The organism is Collimonas arenae (assembly GCF_000786695.1).
Classification (GTDB): Bacteria; Pseudomonadota; Gammaproteobacteria; order Burkholderiales; family Burkholderiaceae_D; genus Collimonas; species Collimonas arenae_A.
On sequence record NZ_CP009962.1, the window covers coordinates 323,773 to 343,029 of the forward strand.

Sequence of the window (19,257 nt, forward strand, 5' to 3'; positions counted from 1 at the left end):
GTAGTAAAAATTTCCGACTCCATAGCCAGTAAGGCAAGGCGTTTTTCCTTGCCTGCCGGGCTTGCTCACTGTAATGCAGAATGGGGTAACTCTCTCGTCGCTTCTTATTTGTCTGTCTTTAAAATCATTGCCAACTCTGTTGCAGTGCGAAGAACCAAGGCACGCTTTTTCTCGGGTAAATCTTCAATTGCCGCAATCAGGCTTGCCGCCTGATCGCTAGGATGAGCTGATACATCGCGCAGCAGGCTTTCCATCGAAAGATCCAGCGCATCAGCCAGAGTCGAAAGCCTTCCCAGAGAGGCAGATATAACGCCCGTTTCCAGACGTGAAACGCTTTCCTTCTCGATTCCCAGTTTTTCTGCCAGGTCCGCTTGCGTAAGTTTCAGTTCCTTGCGCCTCGCCGCCAAACGAGCGCCAACCAGTTTGGAAAGTGTTTTGTCGCGCAGTTTTGCCTGATCGTCCAAGGAGGAGCCTCCATATCATTAGATGACATGAAGTGTCGATCTATCCCTCCTCGACGAAAATGATGTATATTGCAACTAATGACATAATAAGTCATTTTTATGATTTTTATTCCAACTACATGCGTAATAATTTTTAGGCATGGTTTAACGCACAACATCTGCAATATCGATGAATGGCAACGGCTCTTTCCCGGCGCGGCACATGGCTTACCTCTGCCGGGATCAATCAACAAACAGAAGCCCCATGATTTGGGAGCAATGCATGTCGCGAGGACCAACATGAACCAACTCAACGCCTACTTCTCCCTCAAAAACAAAGTCGCCCTGGTCACCGGCGCTGCACGCGGTATTGCGCTTCACATCGCCTGCGCTCTCTCCACCGCCGGTGCTCGGCTGGCGATCCTGGATGTGCGCGAGCAGGAGGGGCAGGTCGTCGCCTGGCTGCTTGGCAGCACCCAGGGCCGGGCCAGGTTCTGGTCGCTTGATGTCAGCGACCGCAAAGCGGTGCAACAAGTGATGGCAGCGGTTGAGGGACATTTCGGTCGTATCGATATTCTGGTTAACAGCGCCGGCATTGATGCTGATAATCCGTCGGCACAAGGGCTCTCGCTGACGCAGTGGGAGAAGGCCATGTCGGCCAACGTCAACGGCAGCATCTTGTGCTCCAAGCATGTGATCGCAGCAATGGAGCGGGCTGGTGGCGGCTCTATCGTCAATGTGCTGTCCTTATGCGCTCTGGAGGATGAGCGGCATGAAGCGGCTGACCATGCGGCGAAGGCGGCGCTGCGGATGGCCAGCATGAATGCGATGCGCTATGCGGCGCGCAATATCCGTGTCAATACGATTCATCCTGGGTTTTCACGGCCACCGGCGCTGGTGGAGGCTTTACGCAAGCAAGGGGACCTGACGCAGAGGCTGGTTGATCTGGCGGAGGTGCAGATGCTGACGGGCCGGGGTTCGGCGACGGATGTGGCGGCGGGGATTTTGTATCTGGTGTCGGATGCAAGCCGGTTTGTCAGCGGGACGGAGCTGGTGATTGAGGCTGGGTATGGTTGCCGGTGATACGGAAAGAGGGGCGAGGGCAAGTTTCTGCAACGACACGCAAGTGCAGAATATTTATATGCGTGCACTCAAGGTTTTTCTGAGTCTTTGCTAAATTGGATAGAGTCATGGTCCCAGATCTGGCGCTTAAATGTGCTTGTGCGAGCCTGATCCTATGCTCATCCGTTTGTAAGCTCCGATGTGGATAAATTCAGATAGGGGGTGATGTGTCTGATGCGATCGGATGCAAACGACCCAGACCAGACCAGACCCTCGAGTCGCTTGGAAGCGGTCGTTCAATTAAGTCTGGAAAAAAGCGTCGTCAAATATGTATGCCGTGTTTGCGAACGAGGAACTGGTAATAATGAAGAACATTGTCTTCACCCCCGTTTAAAATCCGCTTCTCAACGCGTGCAATAGGCCAGAACAGCCCATTAGGCTTGCTGTCAGACTTGCTTTGCAATCCAACTGCTTTCGCGCCATCACTCGTGACGAGCCCCCAATCGGCACAGTGATTTCGGCGGTATGTTTCACCGATATAGGAACCGATAAACTGCGCCTGCTTTTGAACATCCTCAGCTGCCAGTTGTCCATTGCGGTAGGCGGCATGGGCGCTTTCCAGCATCCTCTCCACTATTCCGATGCTGGCGTCCGAATAATCGAGATGCTCTCCGAAGTTTTGTTGTGCAAAGGCTACCACTGCTGTCGCACTCTCGGTAGCAATGCGCTGAATATCGGCAATCGCTGTAAATTCCATAGCTATACTCCTTTGCAATAGGGCTATTGGTCTTCTAAAAAAATTCTTTTGCGCAGCATTACCGATATTCACCGTCGCATATGTGCTGCGAAAATATCGACGGTATCCAAGGGGCTGCGGAGTGACTAGATTTATATAAATATAATAGTAAGCTGCTTGCCGTCATCACCACGAAATACGCTATCGTTGGCCACATCCGGCTTTGCGTCCAACAGGGCACAACAACCTCTGACGGCATTTGGATCTCGGAATTTATTTTTTTTGTTGCCACACCGTAGTTCGCACGGCGGCTTCGCAATTTTATGCATCGGTCCACAAATGGGGAACATCTGCCGAATGCTGCCACACATAAGTTGCCGCAGCAATATCGAATTGCTGGAATGCGTTAAGGCCGCTTGTGGCCGATATCAGCCAGCCATCAACCTACCTAACTGCTATGTTTGGCCAATACCGACTGCAAGCCTGGTACGAGCACGCCCGTTAAAGTACGATAGTCGATATGCGCTGACAATCCCGCCAAGGCAACTTTCAACGCACTCTCGCCATCTTCTTTTTTTATTCTGGCAAGAAAGTAATCCGTTGCATCAATCGTCAATGCTCGACGATAGCGTTCACCATTAATCATATGCCGCAGCGAACGAATCGACATTGTTGCCGAATTGGGGTTGATGCCATACAAGCGTACTAGCTCATTTTTTCCTTCAGTCAGCGTCATGTTGTTCTTACTAACCTGACGTGTAATCTGAAAAATATCTTCAAGAATCTCTTTAGTTAATTCCATATATTCCTTTATGGATTACTTGGTTGGCGACCGGCTGCTCTTGGCCGATAGTCATCCACGGATCGTCTCTTGAGCTCGGGCCTATCCGATATACAGGGTTAGGCTATCTCTGAATTGCGACAACTGAAAACGGCCACCCGGCCACAACAAAATCCGGGCAGCCCTTTGCAGACAAACCGTTACCGACGCGGCACCCCGTCACGCCATTCACCCCAATGCGTCGCAATATCCTGCACCAGCGGATTGCCAGCGCGGTACAGATTTTCCGTCGCCGGTACAAAGCCGCCCTGGTCCGCATAGTTGAGCAGATTATCGGCGCTGGTCTGGCCCTGGTAGGGCCGGTCGAAATCGGAGCCGGTGCGTAGCGCCGCCACGCGGCTCAGATCTACGCGTTTGATGCTCGCGGCGCGCTTCAGGGCTTCGAAGGTGGCGTTGTCTTCTTGCGCTGTCATGCAATACACGCCCTTGCCGTCGGTCAGGATCTTGGTCCAGTCGCGGGCGCGTTGGCCGAGCAGCGTGCCTGACCACCAGGTATTGCCGGAAGCGATATCGCATTGCACTACCGAAGGCGGCTGGTTGGCTGGTGCGTAGCTGAATTTCGAGCGTGCTACCTGTGCTTGTGCGCTGTCTGCCAGCACGACGTTACGTGATAGCACATAGGCGGTATTGGCCAGTTTGGCGTTCAGCTGGAATACTTCGTTGCGATAATCGAGCGGCGGCTTTTCGGTGGGGCTCTTGGTGTTGATACCGAGATAGCCGGTGTTCCAGCCGGCCGGAATTTCGCGCGCATCGAGTTCCCACTGGATGCCGAAGTCAACCAGGTATTTTGCCCATGCTGCGGAACCGACTGTGCCTTGCGCCGGATCGACGCCGGCAATGCCGGAGATCAGGAAATAGGTGTGGCGCAGATCGAAGCGCGAGGAGAACGTCAGCGCCATGATCGAGGCTGATGCATTGGCGTAGCCCATGCCGGTGGTGACCACGCAGACATCTTGTTTGTTGCAGTGCACGTCCGGGTAGTCCGGCGACAGGCCGGGCACCGGAATGCTTTTCCATGGACCGATGTGGTCCAGCCATGCCTGGCCTTCGGGGCCGAACATGGTGATGATCATTACCTTGACCGGATGGCCTTGTCCATTGGCATCGGCGAGTGCGTCGTTGCTGGTGGTCTGTGCAATCGACGGGACGGCGGTGCAGGCGGCGAGAGATAACGCGGCTGCGGAAAATACAGAACGGATCAGCATTGGTTTTCCTTATGGGAGCGAGGTGGATGAGAACAATCGCCGGAGATGTCCGGCATTGTTCCGGCCATTTATACCTAAGGTCGGGTTTTGATTTTACGACATTAAATGCCACAGAGAAATTAATTTGGCATTTTTGCCGGCGTGTGTCGGCAGTTGCGCCGTCGTAGCCGGACGCTATGGATCTGCAAAAAAAAGCCCAACCTTGCGGGTTGGGCTGAGGGTCTTGCCGGATGCCGTTTCGGTGACCGGCTATCCGGCCGAGTTGACTAACGCGGCGTTGTCTCCGCAGTTGCTGTGGCTGTTGTGGTTGCTGTGGTTGCTGTGGTTGCTGCGGTTGCAGTAGTTGCAGCAGTTGCTGCAGTTGACGTGCGCGGCGGCGCATTCTTCACATAGGTGTCGAACCAGCGCAGCATTTCATACACCAGCTGCTCGTTCGATTCCATCGCCGCGTACCAGTGCGGTTCGTGCGGCAGCAGCACCAGGCGCGTGGTGCCGCCGTTGCCGCGGATGGCTTCGTAGAGCTTGCTCGATTGCAGCGGTGTGGTGCCAGGGTTGGCGTCGTCGGCGCCGTGCACGATCAGCAGCGGCGTCTTGATCTTGTCGGCGTAAAAGAATGGCGACACCTTCAGATAGACATCCTGCGCTTCCCATACCGAGCGTTGTTCGCTCTGGAAGCCGAACGGCGTCAGCGTTTTATTATAGGAGCCGCTGGTGGCGACGCCGGCGCGGAACAGATCGGAATGGGTCACCAGATTCGCCGTCATCAACGCACCGTGGCTATGGCCGGTGACGCCGATGCGCTCGGGATCGGCGACGCCTAGCCGGACTGCCTCATCTACCGCAGCCTTGGCGTCGGCCACCAGTTGTTCCATGTAGGTGTCATAGGCTTTTTTCGGATCGCCGACGATGGGGAAGGCCGCGTTGTCGATGATGGCGTAGCCGGCCAGCAGCAGCAATTTGTATTGCCGCAGCCGCGTGAAGGTTTCTTGCGAACCGGTAGTCTGGCCCGCCTTCGAGGCGTCGGCGTAATCGAGCGGATAAGCGTACAGGATGGTCGGCACTCGCGTGCCTTCCTGGTAGCCGGGCGGCGTGTACAAGGTAAACGACAAGTCGAGGCCGTCGTTGCGTTTGTATTTCACCAGGCGCTTCTTGATCTGGCGCACTTCCGGCGTCGGATCGGGAATGTGCGTGATGGCCACGCTGTTCGATGCAAAGACGGGTTCGCCAGCAGCGGCTTCGACTGGTGCGCCGAGAGTGCGGACAAACGCGTTCGGCGCGTCGCTCACCGATTGCCGCCAGGTCAGGAACTTGCTCGCATCCGCGCCGGTGAAGGCAACGAATTGCTCGTAGGAGGTTTTATCGCTGCGGAACAGGCGTTCCGATTTCAGCGTCTTCAGATCGAGCTGGTCAAGGAACGGACGGTCACCGCCCGGCGATGCGCCGGCGCCGCTGAGGAAGATGGCGTCGCCATCCTGGCGCAGCACCAACGCGCCGTTCGGCAACTGACGCCTGACGGCGGTACCCGGATTCGCATACTTCTCATCGGTCGACAAATCCCACAGCAGGCGCGGCGACTGCTGCGGATCATCGACATTGATCACAAAGGTCTTGCGCCAGTGCCGGTTGCGATCGTATTCGGTCATCAGCGCCAGGCCGGGCTGCTCGGCCCATGCGATGCCGACATAGCGTTGTTCGGTGCGCATGAGTTCCACCGGGGCGGTATTGAATGGCGCCTTTTGCAGCATCAGCTTGTCGCGCGCCGGGACTTTGGCCTTCCAGTCGCCGCCGTCAAGCGCTTCAGCCCAGACCAGAGTTGCCGGTTCCGTCGCACGCCAGGAAAAATCGCGCGGCCCCAGCGGCACGCCGCCGATCGGCACGCGGTCCGCCAATGGCAGCGAGGCGATGTGATGCACCGCCATGTTCTGGCGTTTGGACAGGTCCCAGATCTCTACTTCTTGCGGAAAGCGGTCGAAGGTCGTGACGTAGGAGTAAGGCTTGCGGATCGACGTCACCAACAGGTGCTGCCCATCCGGCGCAGCGCCCAGCGACTCGTAACGGCCCACTGCGCCGATTGGCGTGACCGCGCCGCTATTGGCGTCGACCAGCGCCAGTTGCGCGCTTGCGTAGTAATCGAACAGGTCTTCGTCGTGCTGGTTACCCAGCGTGTCGCGGTTTTCGTAGGTGCTGCTCTGTCCTTTGCTGCCGTCCGATTCCTGGATGCTAGGACCGGTCGGAATCGTCGGTTCCGCAGGCGGCGGACCGAGCCGCGGAGGCACCAGCTTGACCAGCAAGGTTTTCTGGTCCGGCATCCATTGCAGCTCGTCTTCCAGCATCGGGTTCAGGCGCACGCTAGGAATCTTGCGTATGGCGCCGGTGCTGGCATCGCCCACCCAGAGATCAACCGAGCTGGCGGTGGTGTTTTCAAAAGCGAAGCGCTTGCCGTCGGCGCTCCACAGCGGCCGGTTCGGGCAGGCATCCGCAGGCAGCGCGATACGCGTCTGCGCGCCATCGGCGATACGCACCAGCTCGAAACTGCTGGCGCAAGGGGTAATGCCGTAGCCGCCCGGGGTATCGTGCTTGCTGTGATTGCCGGGTTCGACCCGTACCCCGGCCAGGCGCAGGAAGGGCGTCGCTACCCGGGAAATGGACGGATAGTCTTGCCAGGACACCAGCAGCATCCGCTCGCGCGTCGGGCTAATGACCGGCACCGGCGGCGATGGCGCGTGCATGACGTCGAGGATGTTCTTGGGCGGCTGGTTGTAGCCAGAAGCGCCAGAGGCGGCAGCCGCAGCCGTTGAGGGAGCTGAGTTGGCGGCAGGTTGCGGCGAAGCTGCTTGCGCGGCAAGCGGAATCGACGTGACGCCGGCCGCAAGCAGGGTGACCCAGAAACAGGTCAGGGAGGATTTCATTGCCATCGGTTTCCTTGGTGTTGATTCGTCTGGAACTGGTTTTTTGTCAGGTTGGTAAGTGACCCTACCAATATTGCCATTCGAGATCAAAAAAGGGGCCACTTTTTGGCAATTTTTTTTACATTTCCGGCGAGATCTGCGGCAGGGGGCATAACCATCCCGGTATCCATAAGCGGAAAAACCTCCGTCCCTGGCTCGGACGGAGGTTGATCGGGTGGCGCTCAAACCAGCGCATGAATGCGCTCGATGACTGCTCGCGGCGTTTAGAGGCTGTTGCAAACACACCTGGCGTTGTTGCCCTTGCAGGGCGCACCCGGGCTTGCAAGCCCGGGCCGTTCCGCAGGCAGACGACAGTGTCGTCTGAAATCCCTGCTACACCCTCCTAGCCGTACTGTTCGTACTGTCTTCGTCGGAGCGCCTAGCCATCTGTGTTCGCAACAGCCTCTTAGAAGATGTACTTCATTCCGGCCGAAACGCCTTGCAGCTTGCCGCCGGCGAAACAGTGCGGCGAGCCGCCATTCGGGTCGAATCCGCTGGTGTCCGGATTTGACGCATCATGGCAATCGGTGGTGACGCCTCGCCCACCGGCGCCCAGGTCGTAATGCGCTGAGCCGTGATTGGCGGTCATCGCATAGTCGACGTAGGTGCTGAAATTCTTGTCGACCTGGTGTTTCCACGCCACGGTGTACAGATTGGCGACATTATCGGAGTTCAGTCCGCCAGGAGTATTGTGCTGGCCGGGATCGCCGGTAGCCTGGTTGGCATGTCCCCAGCCAAAATGCACGCTGTCTTTTGCGGACAGCTCCTGGCTGAGTGCGAGCCAATAGCCTGAACGGCTGCGTTCGTTTTGATAGTCCAGGTAGGCGGGGACATGTCTTTTCATGTTTTCATAAATTGCGCTGATGGTGGTCTTTGTCGGGAATTTGTACTGGACGCCAATTTTTGCAGCGTCCTCGTCGGCGATGTCATTCGGATCGTAGGTAGGAAGATCGCTGGTCCGGTTGACGTCTTTATGCTTTTCATAGGCGGCGGTCAGGTACAGCGGACCATTGGTGTAGGACAGGCTGGCGCTGTATGCGCTGCCATACGAGCCGTCGTTGCAGGCTGCCGGCGTCGCGCCGCTGCCCGGAATATTGCCGCCGGTGCAATCGCTTTCACCGGCAGCGATATTGCTGTTGTCATAGCCCCGGTTCTGGCCTGGAGAGATCAGCGCATTGAACGAGAAGCCATGCATATTGGGCGATTCGTACCACAGGGCGTGATCGAGCCGGGTGCCGAATTCGACCCGGTTGTCGCCGCCGGTATTACCCATGATGACGGAATAGTCGCCAAGCATGCCGCTGAAGGGATTCATCCGTGCGGTAGATGTCTTGTAAGGCGCATCCGTCTTGCCGATCTTGAATGCGCCCATGGCCGCTGACTGTATGCCGATGAAGCTGTTCCTGGATGTGAGGCCGCCCTTGACGGTATTGCTGGTGTTGCTGTTGGTGTCGCCGGTGCCGGAAGTGGCGCTCACGTCGATTTGGGTTTCGAGCTGATACAGGAATTTGAACGGGGAATCGGAAATATCCTGGAAGCCACGTATGCCGACATAAGACATATTGGTCGAGATCGCCGGCAGCCAGCCGCCTTTGCCCGCTACGTCTTGCACGCCGCTGATGCCCTTGGTGGTGTCGTCGATGGAGATGTCGAGATTGCCATACAGCGATACCTCGCCGCCACGGGTCAGGAAGGTAATGCCGTCGCCCGCTTTGCGTTCGAGGAATTGATGGCTGTCGGAGACTGGCGGTGCTGCCGCGACCTTTTGTTCCATCAACGCCTGCTTGTCAGAAGTGCTCGCCTGTTTGGCGGATAGTTCATCGACCTTTTTCATCAACAGCTGGATCTGTTCTTTCAGTGCATCGATATCTTGTTTTTCCTTGCTGGAAGTGCTTTGTGCATAAGCTCCTCCAGAATATAGACCGCCGATTGCCGTACATGCCAGAGCGCAGCTGAGCGCCATTTTTCTGAGGGTTGCCATGCGTTTGTCTCCTTTTGTTTTTGTGTAAGGAGGCTTAACACTAGAAACCTTTCGCGGTCATGTACTTAACCGCGATCAAGATTTTAAAAAGAAGCTGGAAATAGTGATTGCGCGTTTTCTTCTGGCGCATGCGCCGTTGTTTTTACGCAGTCAGGCGAAGTTGATTTTAAGAGACTGTTGCAAACATAGATGGCTAGGCGCTTCGACGAAGACAGTACGAGTAGTGCGGCCAGGAGGGTGTAGCAGGGGTTTCAGACGACGCTGTCGTCTGCCTGCGGAACGATCCGGGCTTGCAAGCCCGGGCGCGCCCTGCAAGGGCAACAACGCCAGGTGTGTTTACAACAGCCTCTAAGATCACCATCCCGGATAAGCCGCCATCAGCCGTAGCCACTGGGAAAGGCATCCGGCATGCCGCAGGCAGTGCAGCGCTTCGGTCGCGGGCCAGGTGCACGGAACGCGGCGCAGCCATGTGGAGTCAGGGCCGCATTGATAGAGCCAGATGATGGTTGCGGCCATTATTTGACGCTCGGGGACCATGGCGCGAAAATCCGCTCGCCAGCGCGCCATCTCATCTGCGTCGATCTCGCCTGTGCGTTCGTTGTACGCAGTTGGCACGATGCCGCGATGGTGGTTGCCGCTCGCGCCGGGGCAAAACAGATTCCGCAAGCAATGCTGGAAAAGCACTTCATGCAAGACAACATTGAATGCCGCCGGTGTCTGCTCGTTCTGCATCGGGCAATCGCCGGCGAGCGCCGACATCAGTTGCGCCTCCGCCGGATCCATGTCGAGGCAATGCCACACCAGGGCGCTTAATCGGATATGCCCAAAATGAGCGCAGAGATCGGGCGCTCCATCCAGCGCCGCCAGAATCAGGGCGAGTCCATGGTGAGGATCGTTCGTGTGTATCTCCTTCAAGGCTTGTGGCGTTGTCAGTGTAGGCACTTCATCCAGGACACCCGCGCCCAACCGGGTGAGCAGATTGAAGTACGAGTTACGGCCAGCGGAGGAGAGTTGCGACGGAGAGGGATGAACATGCGAAGGCATATCGGGTATCCGGAAGTTGAGAAACAATTCGCAGGCTAGCGATGCCGCATCGCCATGGCACTCCGTTTCTTGCGCCGGATGGCGGCATTCACAATCCGGACATGATCTGAATAAATGCAGACACCGCGTTGAGAAGATCAATGGGACTTTATGCCGCAATTATTTTTGTGCGCCCAAGTATTTGTTGCCTCAGGGAATTTTTTCTGGAAAAGATAGATAATCAGGACTTACGCAAAATCGTCCTGGCAAGGCGCATCGACGAAGACAGTACGAATGGTCGGCCAGGAGATGCAACGCGGCCAGGGCGGCTTTGCGTAAGTCCCGATAATGAACCGCGCCGGATTTTGTGGAGCCGGCACGAAAGAATCGGGTTCACCGGACAAGCTGCGCTCAATGCCCGCCGGCAGCGGGTTGAAGCCACTCTACCGAAGTTATTTTATTTGTGATTGGATCAACATGACTTATAGCCGAATGTACAAGCCCTTTCAGATTGCCGCTTTGTTTGCTTGCGCCGTCATCATGGCCTTCAACGTAGGGCCGGCACTAGCCGCGGCGCCTATGGCGAAAGCCCCTGCGCCGGGTTTCTACCGCATCATGCTGGGCGATTTTGAAATTACCGCGCTCAACGATGGCACGCTCGATTTGCCGGTCGATAAAATACTCACCAACACCACCCCGGACAAGGTTGAACAGGCCCTGGCCAAATCCTATCTGGCAAGCCCGGTGGAAACCTCGTTCAATGGCTTCCTTGTCAATACCGGCAACAAGCTGGTCCTGGTCGATACCGGCGCCGGCACAGGCTTCGGCCCGAATCTGGGCAAGCTCGTAGCCAACCTCAAAGCCGCGGGCTACCAGCCGGAACAAGTCGATGAAATCTACCTCACGCACATGCATGCCGACCACATCGGCGGCTTGATCGCAGATGGCAAGCTGGCATTTCCCAACGCGATTGTGCGCGCGGACAAGCGTGAATCCGACTATTGGCTGAGCGAGGAAAACATGAACAAGGCGCCAGAAGGTGAAAAAGGGGCGACCAAAAGCACGTTCAAAAAGGTGGCAACCTTGCTGACCCCGTATATCCAGGCCGGAAAATACAAGCCGTTCGAAGGCTCGGTCGAGCTGACGCCAGGCATCCGATCCTATGAAAGTCCCGGCCATACGCCAGGCCACAGCGGCTACGTGGTTGAAAGCAAAGGTCAGAAACTGATGCTGGCGGGGGACGTGATTCACGTGGCGGCGGTGCAATTCGAACAGCCGACCGTGACGGTCACATTCGACAGCGATAGCAAAGAGGCGGAAGCCGAGCGCATCAAGGAATTCAGCGATGCGTCCAGAAAGGGTTACCTGTTCGCCGCAGCGCATTTGCCGTTTCCTGCCCTGGGACATATCCGGGAAATGGGCAAGGGCTTCCAGTGGTTGCCGGTCAACTTTACGCAAATGCATTGATGCACGTCAGCACCCGCCCCGCCAATACCGACAGGGCGCCGTCCTGTTTCAAGCAATCGCGGAGGAAAAATAATGCGCGTTCAACTATGTCCAATGTTTATTGCAGGCGTGATCGGGATAACGGTATCGGGTGGCGCCTGCGCTACAACAGCCATGGAAGCAGCCGCAAACACGGTAGCAACCGCCGTGGCTCTCAACCCCGCCAATCCGCCAGGGAAGAATTTCAATCTCGCGCCTTATACGCTCCAGCTGCCGACCGGTTCCTCCGGTTCGGTTGACACGGTGAGCGGCGCGAATCTGGCGGCAGGCTATACCAACCAGTTCTATTTCTATACCGACAGCGCCGATGGCTCGCTGATCATGATGGACCCCAGAACCGGCTGGACCACATCCGGTTCGCAGCATCCACGCACGGAACTGCGTGAAAACGCCGTCTGGCCTGCTACCGGAACCAATCTCCTGAACGCCACGGTAAAAGTATCGCAAGTGTCCGACCATACGACCATCGGCCAGATTTTCCAAGGCAGCGGACCCAGCAAGCCGTTATGCGAATTGCAGGTCACGTCAAAGGGAAAGGTCCAGCTTTTGCTTGAAAATACGAATCAAGGAGGGAGTGCAAAAGTCTTCCCTGTCACCAGCGTGCCGCTGGGAACCAGGTTTGACTATCAACTGCAGCTATTGAATCGCACGGTGACGGTGACTGCAAATGGCGTCGTAAAAACTTTTACGGCAGATGCAAGCTTCGCTGGAGAGAAATTCTATTTCAAGGCTGGCGATTACGATCAAACCGCCGTGTCCGGCACACCTGATACGAATGCCGGGACCATTGTGCATTTTTATGCGTTAGCTATTACGCATAAATAATCGGTGATTCCAATTGATTGCGGCGGCGAACCGGCCATGGCCGGTCAGGCGACCTCTGGCTTATCTGAAGAAACGCTTTTCCCCGGTTTTGATATCCAGGGTAAAGCGCACGCCATTGTCGGTGCACGGCATGTCGTCCGGCGGTTCGTCGCCTGCCAGTGCGCCGGATACTATCGGCAAGCCTTCGCCTTTGCGTAGCAGTTCGTCCGATCGTTCATACACATTCGGGCAGCCGGTTTCGGCGATCAAGGCCTGCACGATAGGCACTTTCCACGCATCGACGCCAGCCGCCTGGAACTGGCACACCAGAAAACCGTTCTTTCCGCCGAACCAGTCAACCACCAGGCCGGACAAGCCGTCCTCATCGCCCAGAACCAGATGCAGCGGCTGGCCGGAACCGGCGGCGGGTTTCTTGCCTTTGGTGCTGCGTGCCGCCACCGCCGTCTTGACCCGACGTTTGATCAGCGCATGGTCAACCGCTTCGTTTTGATCGAAAGTCCAGACACGGGCGCGGATCTGCGATTTCGCGTTGTAGGCGGCGCGCGCCAGAAATTGCATGGAAGACGATTGCACCAGCGCCGTCGCTCCCGGCTTCATGTGTTCCCCGGGTTTGCCGTCAACCCGCTCAACCGCGGACGCGTAAATCCAGGGTTGACGATTCAGCAGGCTTTTTTCTTTGCCTTGTTTGATGGTGACGATAAGCATGGGGGATGACTTCCAGATTTGACTAATGAGGGATGTTGAAACATCGATGGATGACGCCGTGTGTGCAAAAGCACAACGACAAAACAGCAATTACGCGCATTGTAAAGCGAAACACCGGATCCTTCTGTTTTCTGCGACGCAGGAATTGCACCAATGCGAATCTTTGACAATGCTCGCTACCGGTGGAAGATGCAAGTTGAAGGTGGCGAGATGACACTACGCTCTGATACGCCTTTATGGCCGCAACGAGCGTATCGCAGCGGCCATAATGGTATTTTTATTAATGAAATTGCCTGCTGTATAAATCAGCTACCGCAGTCAGCCTGCTTTGCCCAGCTCCGCGAAGTGGAGGATATCCCCGAGCACCTGCGACATATGCGTGTGATAGATGCCATGCGGCGCACCGGCATATTCCCGATATTGACTATTCCTGATCAGTTGCGCGGTAAGCCGCCCGCCCTCGACAGGTTCGCTGACGTCGCGGTCGCCATGAATGACCAAGGCAGGGACGGTGATCTCTGCAAGCCAGCCGCGAAGATCGGTTGTCATTTTGGTGTGGAGGCAGGTCATTGCAGCATTGAATACCGTGGACAGCATCATGTCGATAGTATGTTGCGTAAATTCCGGCGTGGTCCCCCAAGATGTCGGCAAGAAGAAATCGTCCGCATTATCGGCCAGCCATTTTGGAAAATCCTTGCGCAGCACTTCCTGCAAGCCCTCAATCACGTTCATCTCCACGCCGTCGGGATTGCTTGCCGATTTCAGGAAGCACGGCATGACCGGAGCAATCAGGACGACGCGCGCAATGCGGCTCGCGCCATGGCGCGCCAGGTAACGCACGATCTCTGCGCAACCCATCGAATGTCCAACCAGGGTCAGGTTGTGCAGATCGCAATGTTCGATCAATTCGGCCAGGTCGTCTGCAAGCCTGTCGTAGTGGTAGCCGGTTCCCGGCGCGTCGGAGCGGCCGTGACCGCGGCGATCCATCGCCAGGGTACGCAAGCCCAAGCGGTTGAAGTGCGCCATATGCGGATCCCACATGGTGGAATTCATGGCCCAGCTGTGTACGAACAGGACGGGCTGGCCGCTGCCCCAGTCCTGGAAAAACAAAGTGGTTTTATCGGTAGTTTGGAAGGTGGACATGGTCTGGATCTCCTTGGTTGATCGCTTGAACGATGTCCTACGATATCGATTCAGGTGATTACGGACAATTACCTGTCAGGTAATCACCAGGGATCCAACCCCGTACCTTCCTAAGCGCGCGCCACAAACCGCATCGATGCCGAATTCATGCAGTAGCGCAGACCGGTCGGCTTGGGGCCGTCGTCAAACACGTGGCCCAGATGCGCATCGCACAAACGGCAGGCAATCGCGGTGCGCGTCATGCCAAAGGTGCTGTCGCTTTCTGCATTGACATTAGACGCAGAAATCGGCTGCCAGAAACTCGGCCAGCCGGTGCCGGACTCAAACTTGGTCTTTGAATCGAACAGCGCTGTATCGCAGCAAATGCAGCGATACAGCCCATCCTGGTGATTGTTCCAATCCTTGCCGGTGAAGGGCCGTTCGGTCCCTGCCTTGCGCGCTACTTGATAGGATATGTCGGACAACTGCCTGCGCCAGTCTGCATCCGACTTGACCAGCCTGGGCAGCCGCACGGTCTTGTCGATTTTGCCAGAGGGCAGGAACAGGTCGATCATGACCTCCTTCTCTTTCTCTTGCTCTTGCTTGGGATCAGCCAGGCTGCCGGCCACGGTACGGCCGAAGAGGCCGCCCAGCACCAGCATGCCCAGGCCGTATTTGATCGCGGTGCGGCGTGGCAATGCAGCGCGGGTTTTTGCTTTGATGGATGGGGTCTGCATGATATCTCCTAGCCGAAAGTAAAGGCGAACGCCTGCGCGCCGCCGTCGAGGAACTCGATGGAAAAGGTGTGCTGGCGCACATCCTTCGATTGCCGGATCAACTGATACAGCCGTTGTTCACGCACGATGCCGTTACCGTTCTCGTCAGTGTCAACGCCGTGTGCATCTGCCGGCGACTGCCCATCCAGCAGTACGCGGAAGCGCACCGGTTTGCCGTCCGCGCCTGGCCCTATCACCAGATGCAGGTCGCGTGCATAAAAGCGGAAGGCGATTTTCCCCGTCGCGCCGGCCAGCATCGCCTTCTCTTTGTCCGCTTGCCATTTTCCTTGCAGGCCCCACTGGTTCAGCGCCAGCGTCGCCGGCAACGTATAGTCGGTCGGCTGGTCGGCTTGCAGACCGGGCTTGGCCGCGAAGTTGTCGGCGCGCGCATAACCGACGTAGGTCTCGGGAGACTGCATGTCGGCATTGTCGGCAGCAACCTGGATGCCGCTGGCTTTGACTAGAGTGTCGGCCGCCGGTAAATTCTTAGCGCCGGCTTCCACCAGTAGCTTGCGGATCAATTGCTCTGATTCGTCATAATTTCCTTCGCCAAAATGGTGTCCGCGAATCCTGCCTTGTGCGTCGATGAAATAATGCGCCGGCCAGTACTGGTTATTGAAGGCTTGCCAGATACTGAAGTTGTTATCCAGCGCGACCGGATAAGTCACGCCTAAATCCTGTACAGCGTGCTGCACGTTTTTCAGTTCCTTCTCGAAAGCGAATTCGGGTGCATGCACGCCGATCACCACCAGGCCTGCATCCTTGTACTTCTCGCTCCATGATTTGACATACGGCAGGGTGCGCAGGCAGTTGATGCAGGAGTAAGTCCAGAAGTCGATCAGCACCACCTTGCCGCGCAAGGCTTGCGGGGTCAGCGGTTCCGAATTCAACCAGGCGGTAGCGCCCGCGAGGCTTGGCAAGTCGCCTTCCGAAGCGACATCGCCTGTGGCCCCGCCGGTGCTCGTTGCCGCCTGTGCCGGCTTGATGCGCGCGATCAGGGACTGCTCCAGCTGATTGGTGCTGTTGAGCGAGAGCCGCGTCAGCACATTCGTATCCCAGCCGGCGGCGATGACGACGACAGCAAACAAGATCGCCACGCCAAAGGCGCGTCGGATCCATTCACCGGCGCCCAGCGATTTCTTCATCAGGGCGAACACCTTACCGCCGATCAGCAACGCCGCGCCAAGCGACGTGGCTGCACCTGCCGCGTAGGCAAACAGCAGAAGCGAGGTATGCGTATTTGGCCCCGAGATGGCCGCGCCGGTCAGGACCAGGCCAAGAATGGGGCCGGCGCAAGGCGCCCACAGCAGGCCGGTAGCGATGCCCAGCAAAAACGAACGCGACGGACTGGCGCCATTGCCACCGTCGGAAGCGCCTTCAACCAGGCGGTTTCCCACAGAAACAAAAGGCTTGGCGATGAAGTCAGCCAGCCGCTTTGACAGCAAGGTCAGTGCAAATGCTGCAAGCAGCATCAGCGCCAGGACGCGTCCATATTGATTGATGTGAACGGCCCACGCGCCGCCTACCGCAGCCAGAGAGGCTACCGCAGCAAAGGTCAGCGCCATCCCGCCCAGCATCGGCAAGCCGGCGCGCAGGAAAGGCTGTTCCGCCCGAGCGAAAACAAAGGGGAGTACCGGCAAGATGCATGGGCTGAGTATGGTCAGTACGCCGCCGAGATAGACTAGTAGAAGCAAGATCATGTTTTATCCGTTTTTCTCTGTTTTTATCTATTGATGCTGCGTTAAAAGAGTTGGCCGATAGTCCGGGATGATTCACATCGAGCCTGTTTTCAGGTGTTGGTCGTTTCTGATGACAAAATCTTACAAAGAGGGATTCAATTTTCTGCGTGGCGCTCGATCGGACCGTCAACAAGGCAAGTTCGATGCCCGGGAGCGGCACGATGAAGATGAATGTACGCCATGCAGGAGAGCATTCGCGTGACAAAAAAATGACAAAGATGTCATCTTCGATAGAGCGTTTAGGGAATAATCGCGGTTTGACTTCTTATTTTCCCCCTGCGTCCTGTTTTCAAGCTGATGCACAACGACAATTCGCTTGATCTCGACAGCCGATAATCTTGACCGCATATCTGGTGAGGGCATTAATCCATGCGCGTATTTCTGTATAAAATTCTGGTGCTACTGACTTTCCTGACCGGCTTGGCGTCTAACGCCAGCGCGGCTGACCTGATCAATTTCTGGGGCAAGCCCCAGCATGGCGGCAACAGTTTCAACCGCCTGCCTCCGGACCAGGCTTATTTCAACGCCCTGAAAGCCTACGGCGCCAGCTGGGTGCGCTTGTCTTACGACAAATGGCAGCCTGCGCAGCGCGACTTTCTTTTGGGCGATGCCGATCACTACACGGGCCTGGTGCCCAGCGATCTGGCCGTGTTGAAAACGGTCCTCGACCGTGCACACGCGGCAGGGCTGAAAGTCGTCATCACGCCGCTCTCTCTGCCGGGCATGCGCTGGTCGCAAAACAATGGCGGGCGCTTCGACGGCCGGCTATGGCAAGACAAGGCTTACTGGATCCAAGCTGCCGCGTTTTGGCACGATCTTGCCACAGCGCTCAAAGACCATCCGGCAGTCGCTGCCTACAACCTGATTAACGAACCGGCTCCGGAAAAACAGGGAACGCTTCCTGAACATGCAGACGCCGCGCAGATGCAAGCCTGGTATCAGAAGCAGGCGGGCAGTGCGCGCGATTTACCCGCGTTCTACACATCCATCCTGCAAGCGCTGCGCATGGTCGACCTACTGACGCCGGTCATGGTCGACGCCGGCTGGTATGCCGCAGCCGATGCGTTTTCCTACTGGTCCAAGCCGCTGGCCGACTCCCGCGTCCTGTACAGTTTCCATATGTATGAGCCCTATGCCGCCACCAGCGCGCCCAACCTGAAGCGCGCCAAGCCCTACAGTTATCCCGGCCTTGTGCCGTTCGGCGCAGGCAAGGAGAAGTGGGACGCGGCCCGGGTTGCAGCCTACCTGCAGCTCCCGCTTGACTGGGCCGGCAAGCATGGCGTCCCGGCCAATCGGCTGGTCGCCGGAGAGTTCGGATGCATGCGCCGCTTACCCGGTTGCCGCCAGTACCTAGATAACGTGCTGACGGTGCTGGATGACGCCCGCGTGCACTGGGCGTTCTACAGTTTTCGGGAGGACAGCTGGGACGGCATGGACTACGAACTCGGCAGCGCCAAGGTGCCCTGGGCTTATTGGAAAGCCATTGACGAGCGCAAGCCGGATCCGCTGGAGCGCCACGCCACGCCGGAGTTCGAGCCGATTCGCAAACGCCTGGGCACCGGTGCAAATTGATCCGGTTTGCTGTGAGGAGGCTGTATGCAGTTGCATCTTCAACGCTAAGATTTTTTGTGGCTCCGATCCAATGAAGTTTAGCTACGCCGTTAAAAAACGATTGACCTTCCTATGGGGGGAATGTCTAGACTCGGCTATCTCGCGTAATCCGGCACAAAATGAGATCAAAGCGAGATCAAAGCAAGATCAAATTTGGATCAAAAATAATGAATAAGGGAAAAATCAACCTATACTAAGCCAAGTTGACACTTGGCTTAGTCCGTCGATATCATGCTTCGTCAAAGAAAACCAATCCAATGAAACTGTTCCGTCGATCACGACTCACCGTAGCGCTTGTCGCACTGTTCAGCATGCTGTTCATGCAGCTCGCCGTGGCCGGTTACGTGTGTCCGGAACATGCTGTGGAACAAATTTCCGAGATGGCAGGAATGTCTGTCATGGCGGACAGCCAGGCGATGCCTGGGTGCGAGCAGATCGACCATGCTCAGCCCAGCTTGTGCAAGGTACATACCCAAGCCGGGCAACAGTCGCTCGACAAGCCGAATTTGCCGCATGTGCAGCCATTTGTTCCAGCCACGCTGGTGCTGCTGAGCGTTATCGCTGTCGTTGATTACCCAATAGCCTTGTTGCCTGAGTCGACATGGCTGCAACGGGCCACTGCGCCCCCGCTTTCCATCCAACACTGCTGCTTCCGCATTTAATCCCCCAGATCGCTTAGCCCGTCATCGTTGCGCCGTGTGCGCAAACGATGTGTTCAATGCTATCTGGAGGTA

At 56.8% G+C, this 19,257-nt stretch carries 16 protein-coding genes; 5 read left to right on the forward strand and 11 right to left on the reverse strand.

All coding sequences use genetic code 11. The features are described 5' to 3' along the window. Positions 1–104: 104 nt before the first annotated feature. On the reverse strand, positions 105–464 hold the full coding sequence (locus LT85_RS01420) for a helix-turn-helix domain-containing protein (RefSeq protein ID WP_052134528.1): 360 nt from the start codon (positions 462–464) through the stop codon (positions 105–107). Between the two features lie 279 nt (positions 465–743). On the opposite strand from LT85_RS01420, the gene LT85_RS01425 reads away from it, so the two are divergent. Then, positions 744–1,526 (forward strand): SDR family NAD(P)-dependent oxidoreductase, encoded by a 783-nt coding sequence (locus LT85_RS01425; RefSeq protein WP_038484397.1) that lies wholly within the window; start codon positions 744–746, stop codon positions 1,524–1,526. A 301-nt stretch (positions 1,527–1,827) separates the two neighbouring features. Here the strand turns inward: LT85_RS01425 and LT85_RS01430 are convergent, their stop codons facing one another. From LT85_RS01430 to LT85_RS26335, 6 genes are all read right to left on the reverse strand, one after another. Continuing rightward, positions 1,828–2,262, reverse strand: coding sequence for a hypothetical protein (locus LT85_RS01430; RefSeq protein WP_038484400.1), 435 nt, complete (start codon positions 2,260–2,262; stop codon positions 1,828–1,830). 427 nt (positions 2,263–2,689) lie between these two features. Next, entirely contained in the window at positions 2,690–3,043 is a 354-nt protein-coding gene (locus tag LT85_RS01435; protein ID WP_038484403.1) for a hypothetical protein, read from the reverse strand. A 179-nt stretch (positions 3,044–3,222) separates the two neighbouring features. Further along, complete coding sequence (locus tag LT85_RS01440; protein WP_038484406.1) at positions 3,223–4,287, reverse strand: purine-nucleoside phosphorylase; 1,065 nt, start codon at positions 4,285–4,287, stop codon at positions 3,223–3,225. A 266-nt stretch (positions 4,288–4,553) separates the two neighbouring features. Further along, positions 4,554–7,196, reverse strand: a complete 2,643-nt coding sequence (locus tag LT85_RS01445) for a S9 family peptidase (protein ID WP_253273640.1) — start codon at positions 7,194–7,196, stop codon at positions 4,554–4,556. A gap of 445 nt (positions 7,197–7,641) precedes the next feature. After that, positions 7,642–9,216 carry a porin gene (locus LT85_RS01450; RefSeq protein WP_253273641.1) on the reverse strand — a complete coding sequence of 525 codons (1,575 nt, stop codon included), beginning with the start codon at positions 9,214–9,216 and terminating at the stop codon, positions 7,642–7,644. A gap of 354 nt (positions 9,217–9,570) precedes the next feature. Further along, positions 9,571–10,260, reverse strand: a complete 690-nt coding sequence (locus tag LT85_RS26335) for a hypothetical protein (RefSeq protein ID WP_156117395.1) — start codon at positions 10,258–10,260, stop codon at positions 9,571–9,573. A 456-nt stretch (positions 10,261–10,716) separates the two neighbouring features. Here LT85_RS26335 and LT85_RS01465 point away from each other — a divergent pair, with 456 nt between their 5' ends. Beyond that, complete coding sequence (locus LT85_RS01465; RefSeq protein ID WP_038494717.1) at positions 10,717–11,706, forward strand: MBL fold metallo-hydrolase; 990 nt, start codon at positions 10,717–10,719, stop codon at positions 11,704–11,706. A 72-nt stretch (positions 11,707–11,778) separates the two neighbouring features. Further along, complete coding sequence (locus LT85_RS01470; RefSeq protein WP_038484412.1) at positions 11,779–12,570, forward strand: polysaccharide lyase family 7 protein; 792 nt, start codon at positions 11,779–11,781, stop codon at positions 12,568–12,570. Between the two features lie 60 nt (positions 12,571–12,630). On the opposite strand, the gene LT85_RS01475 is transcribed toward LT85_RS01470, so the two are convergent. The 4 genes from LT85_RS01475 to LT85_RS01490 all read right to left on the reverse strand — a co-directional run bounded on the left by LT85_RS01475 (position 12,631) and on the right by LT85_RS01490 (position 16,873). Next, on the reverse strand, positions 12,631–13,275 hold the full coding sequence (locus tag LT85_RS01475) for an SAM-dependent methyltransferase (protein WP_038484414.1): 645 nt from the start codon (positions 13,273–13,275) through the stop codon (positions 12,631–12,633). A gap of 318 nt (positions 13,276–13,593) precedes the next feature. After that, positions 13,594–14,418 carry an alpha/beta fold hydrolase gene (locus tag LT85_RS01480; protein ID WP_038484417.1) on the reverse strand — a complete coding sequence of 275 codons (825 nt, stop codon included), beginning with the start codon at positions 14,416–14,418 and terminating at the stop codon, positions 13,594–13,596. Between the two features lie 110 nt (positions 14,419–14,528). Further along, on the reverse strand, positions 14,529–15,134 hold the full coding sequence (msrB, locus tag LT85_RS01485) for a peptide-methionine (R)-S-oxide reductase MsrB (protein WP_367379788.1): 606 nt from the start codon (positions 15,132–15,134) through the stop codon (positions 14,529–14,531). An 8-nt stretch (positions 15,135–15,142) separates the two neighbouring features. Further along, positions 15,143–16,873 carry a cytochrome c biogenesis protein DipZ gene (locus LT85_RS01490; RefSeq protein ID WP_038484420.1) on the reverse strand — a complete coding sequence of 577 codons (1,731 nt, stop codon included), beginning with the start codon at positions 16,871–16,873 and terminating at the stop codon, positions 15,143–15,145. Between the two features lie 408 nt (positions 16,874–17,281). On the opposite strand from LT85_RS01490, the gene LT85_RS01495 reads away from it, so the two are divergent. Both LT85_RS01495 and LT85_RS01500 read left to right on the forward strand, forming a co-directional pair. Further along, a complete protein-coding gene (locus LT85_RS01495; RefSeq protein ID WP_038484423.1) occupies positions 17,282–18,484 on the forward strand; it encodes a glycoside hydrolase family 5 protein in 1,203 nt (400 codons plus the stop codon). Between the two features lie 296 nt (positions 18,485–18,780). After that, on the forward strand, positions 18,781–19,185 hold the full coding sequence (locus tag LT85_RS01500) for a hypothetical protein (RefSeq protein ID WP_038484425.1): 405 nt from the start codon (positions 18,781–18,783) through the stop codon (positions 19,183–19,185). Positions 19,186–19,257: the final 72 nt, after the last annotated feature.

Bases quoted from the DNA above. Each gene is read 5' to 3' on its own strand.
- LT85_RS01425 (WP_038484397.1), top strand. From the start codon at position 744: ATGAACCAACTCAACGCCTACTTCTCCCTCAAAAACAAAGTCGCCCTG.
- LT85_RS01430 (WP_038484400.1), bottom strand. From the start codon at position 2,262: ATGGAATTTACAGCGATTGCCGATATTCAGCGCATTGCTACCGAGAGT.
- LT85_RS01435 (WP_038484403.1), bottom strand. From the start codon at position 3,043: ATGGAATTAACTAAAGAGATTCTTGAAGATATTTTTCAGATTACACGT.
- LT85_RS01440 (WP_038484406.1), bottom strand. From the start codon at position 4,287: ATGCTGATCCGTTCTGTATTTTCCGCAGCCGCGTTATCTCTCGCCGCC.
- LT85_RS01445 (WP_253273640.1), bottom strand. From the start codon at position 7,196: ATGAAATCCTCCCTGACCTGTTTCTGGGTCACCCTGCTTGCGGCCGGC.
- LT85_RS01450 (WP_253273641.1), bottom strand. From the start codon at position 9,216: ATGGCAACCCTCAGAAAAATGGCGCTCAGCTGCGCTCTGGCATGTACG.
- LT85_RS26335 (WP_156117395.1), bottom strand. From the start codon at position 10,260: ATGCCTTCGCATGTTCATCCCTCTCCGTCGCAACTCTCCTCCGCTGGC.
- LT85_RS01465 (WP_038494717.1), top strand. From the start codon at position 10,717: ATGACTTATAGCCGAATGTACAAGCCCTTTCAGATTGCCGCTTTGTTT.
- LT85_RS01470 (WP_038484412.1), top strand. From the start codon at position 11,779: ATGCGCGTTCAACTATGTCCAATGTTTATTGCAGGCGTGATCGGGATA.
- LT85_RS01475 (WP_038484414.1), bottom strand. From the start codon at position 13,275: ATGCTTATCGTCACCATCAAACAAGGCAAAGAAAAAAGCCTGCTGAAT.
- LT85_RS01480 (WP_038484417.1), bottom strand. From the start codon at position 14,418: ATGTCCACCTTCCAAACTACCGATAAAACCACTTTGTTTTTCCAGGAC.
- msrB (WP_367379788.1), bottom strand. From the start codon at position 15,134: ATGCAGACCCCATCCATCAAAGCAAAAACCCGCGCTGCATTGCCACGC.
- LT85_RS01490 (WP_038484420.1), bottom strand. From the start codon at position 16,873: ATGATCTTGCTTCTACTAGTCTATCTCGGCGGCGTACTGACCATACTC.
- LT85_RS01495 (WP_038484423.1), top strand. From the start codon at position 17,282: ATGCGCGTATTTCTGTATAAAATTCTGGTGCTACTGACTTTCCTGACC.
- LT85_RS01500 (WP_038484425.1), top strand. From the start codon at position 18,781: ATGAAACTGTTCCGTCGATCACGACTCACCGTAGCGCTTGTCGCACTG.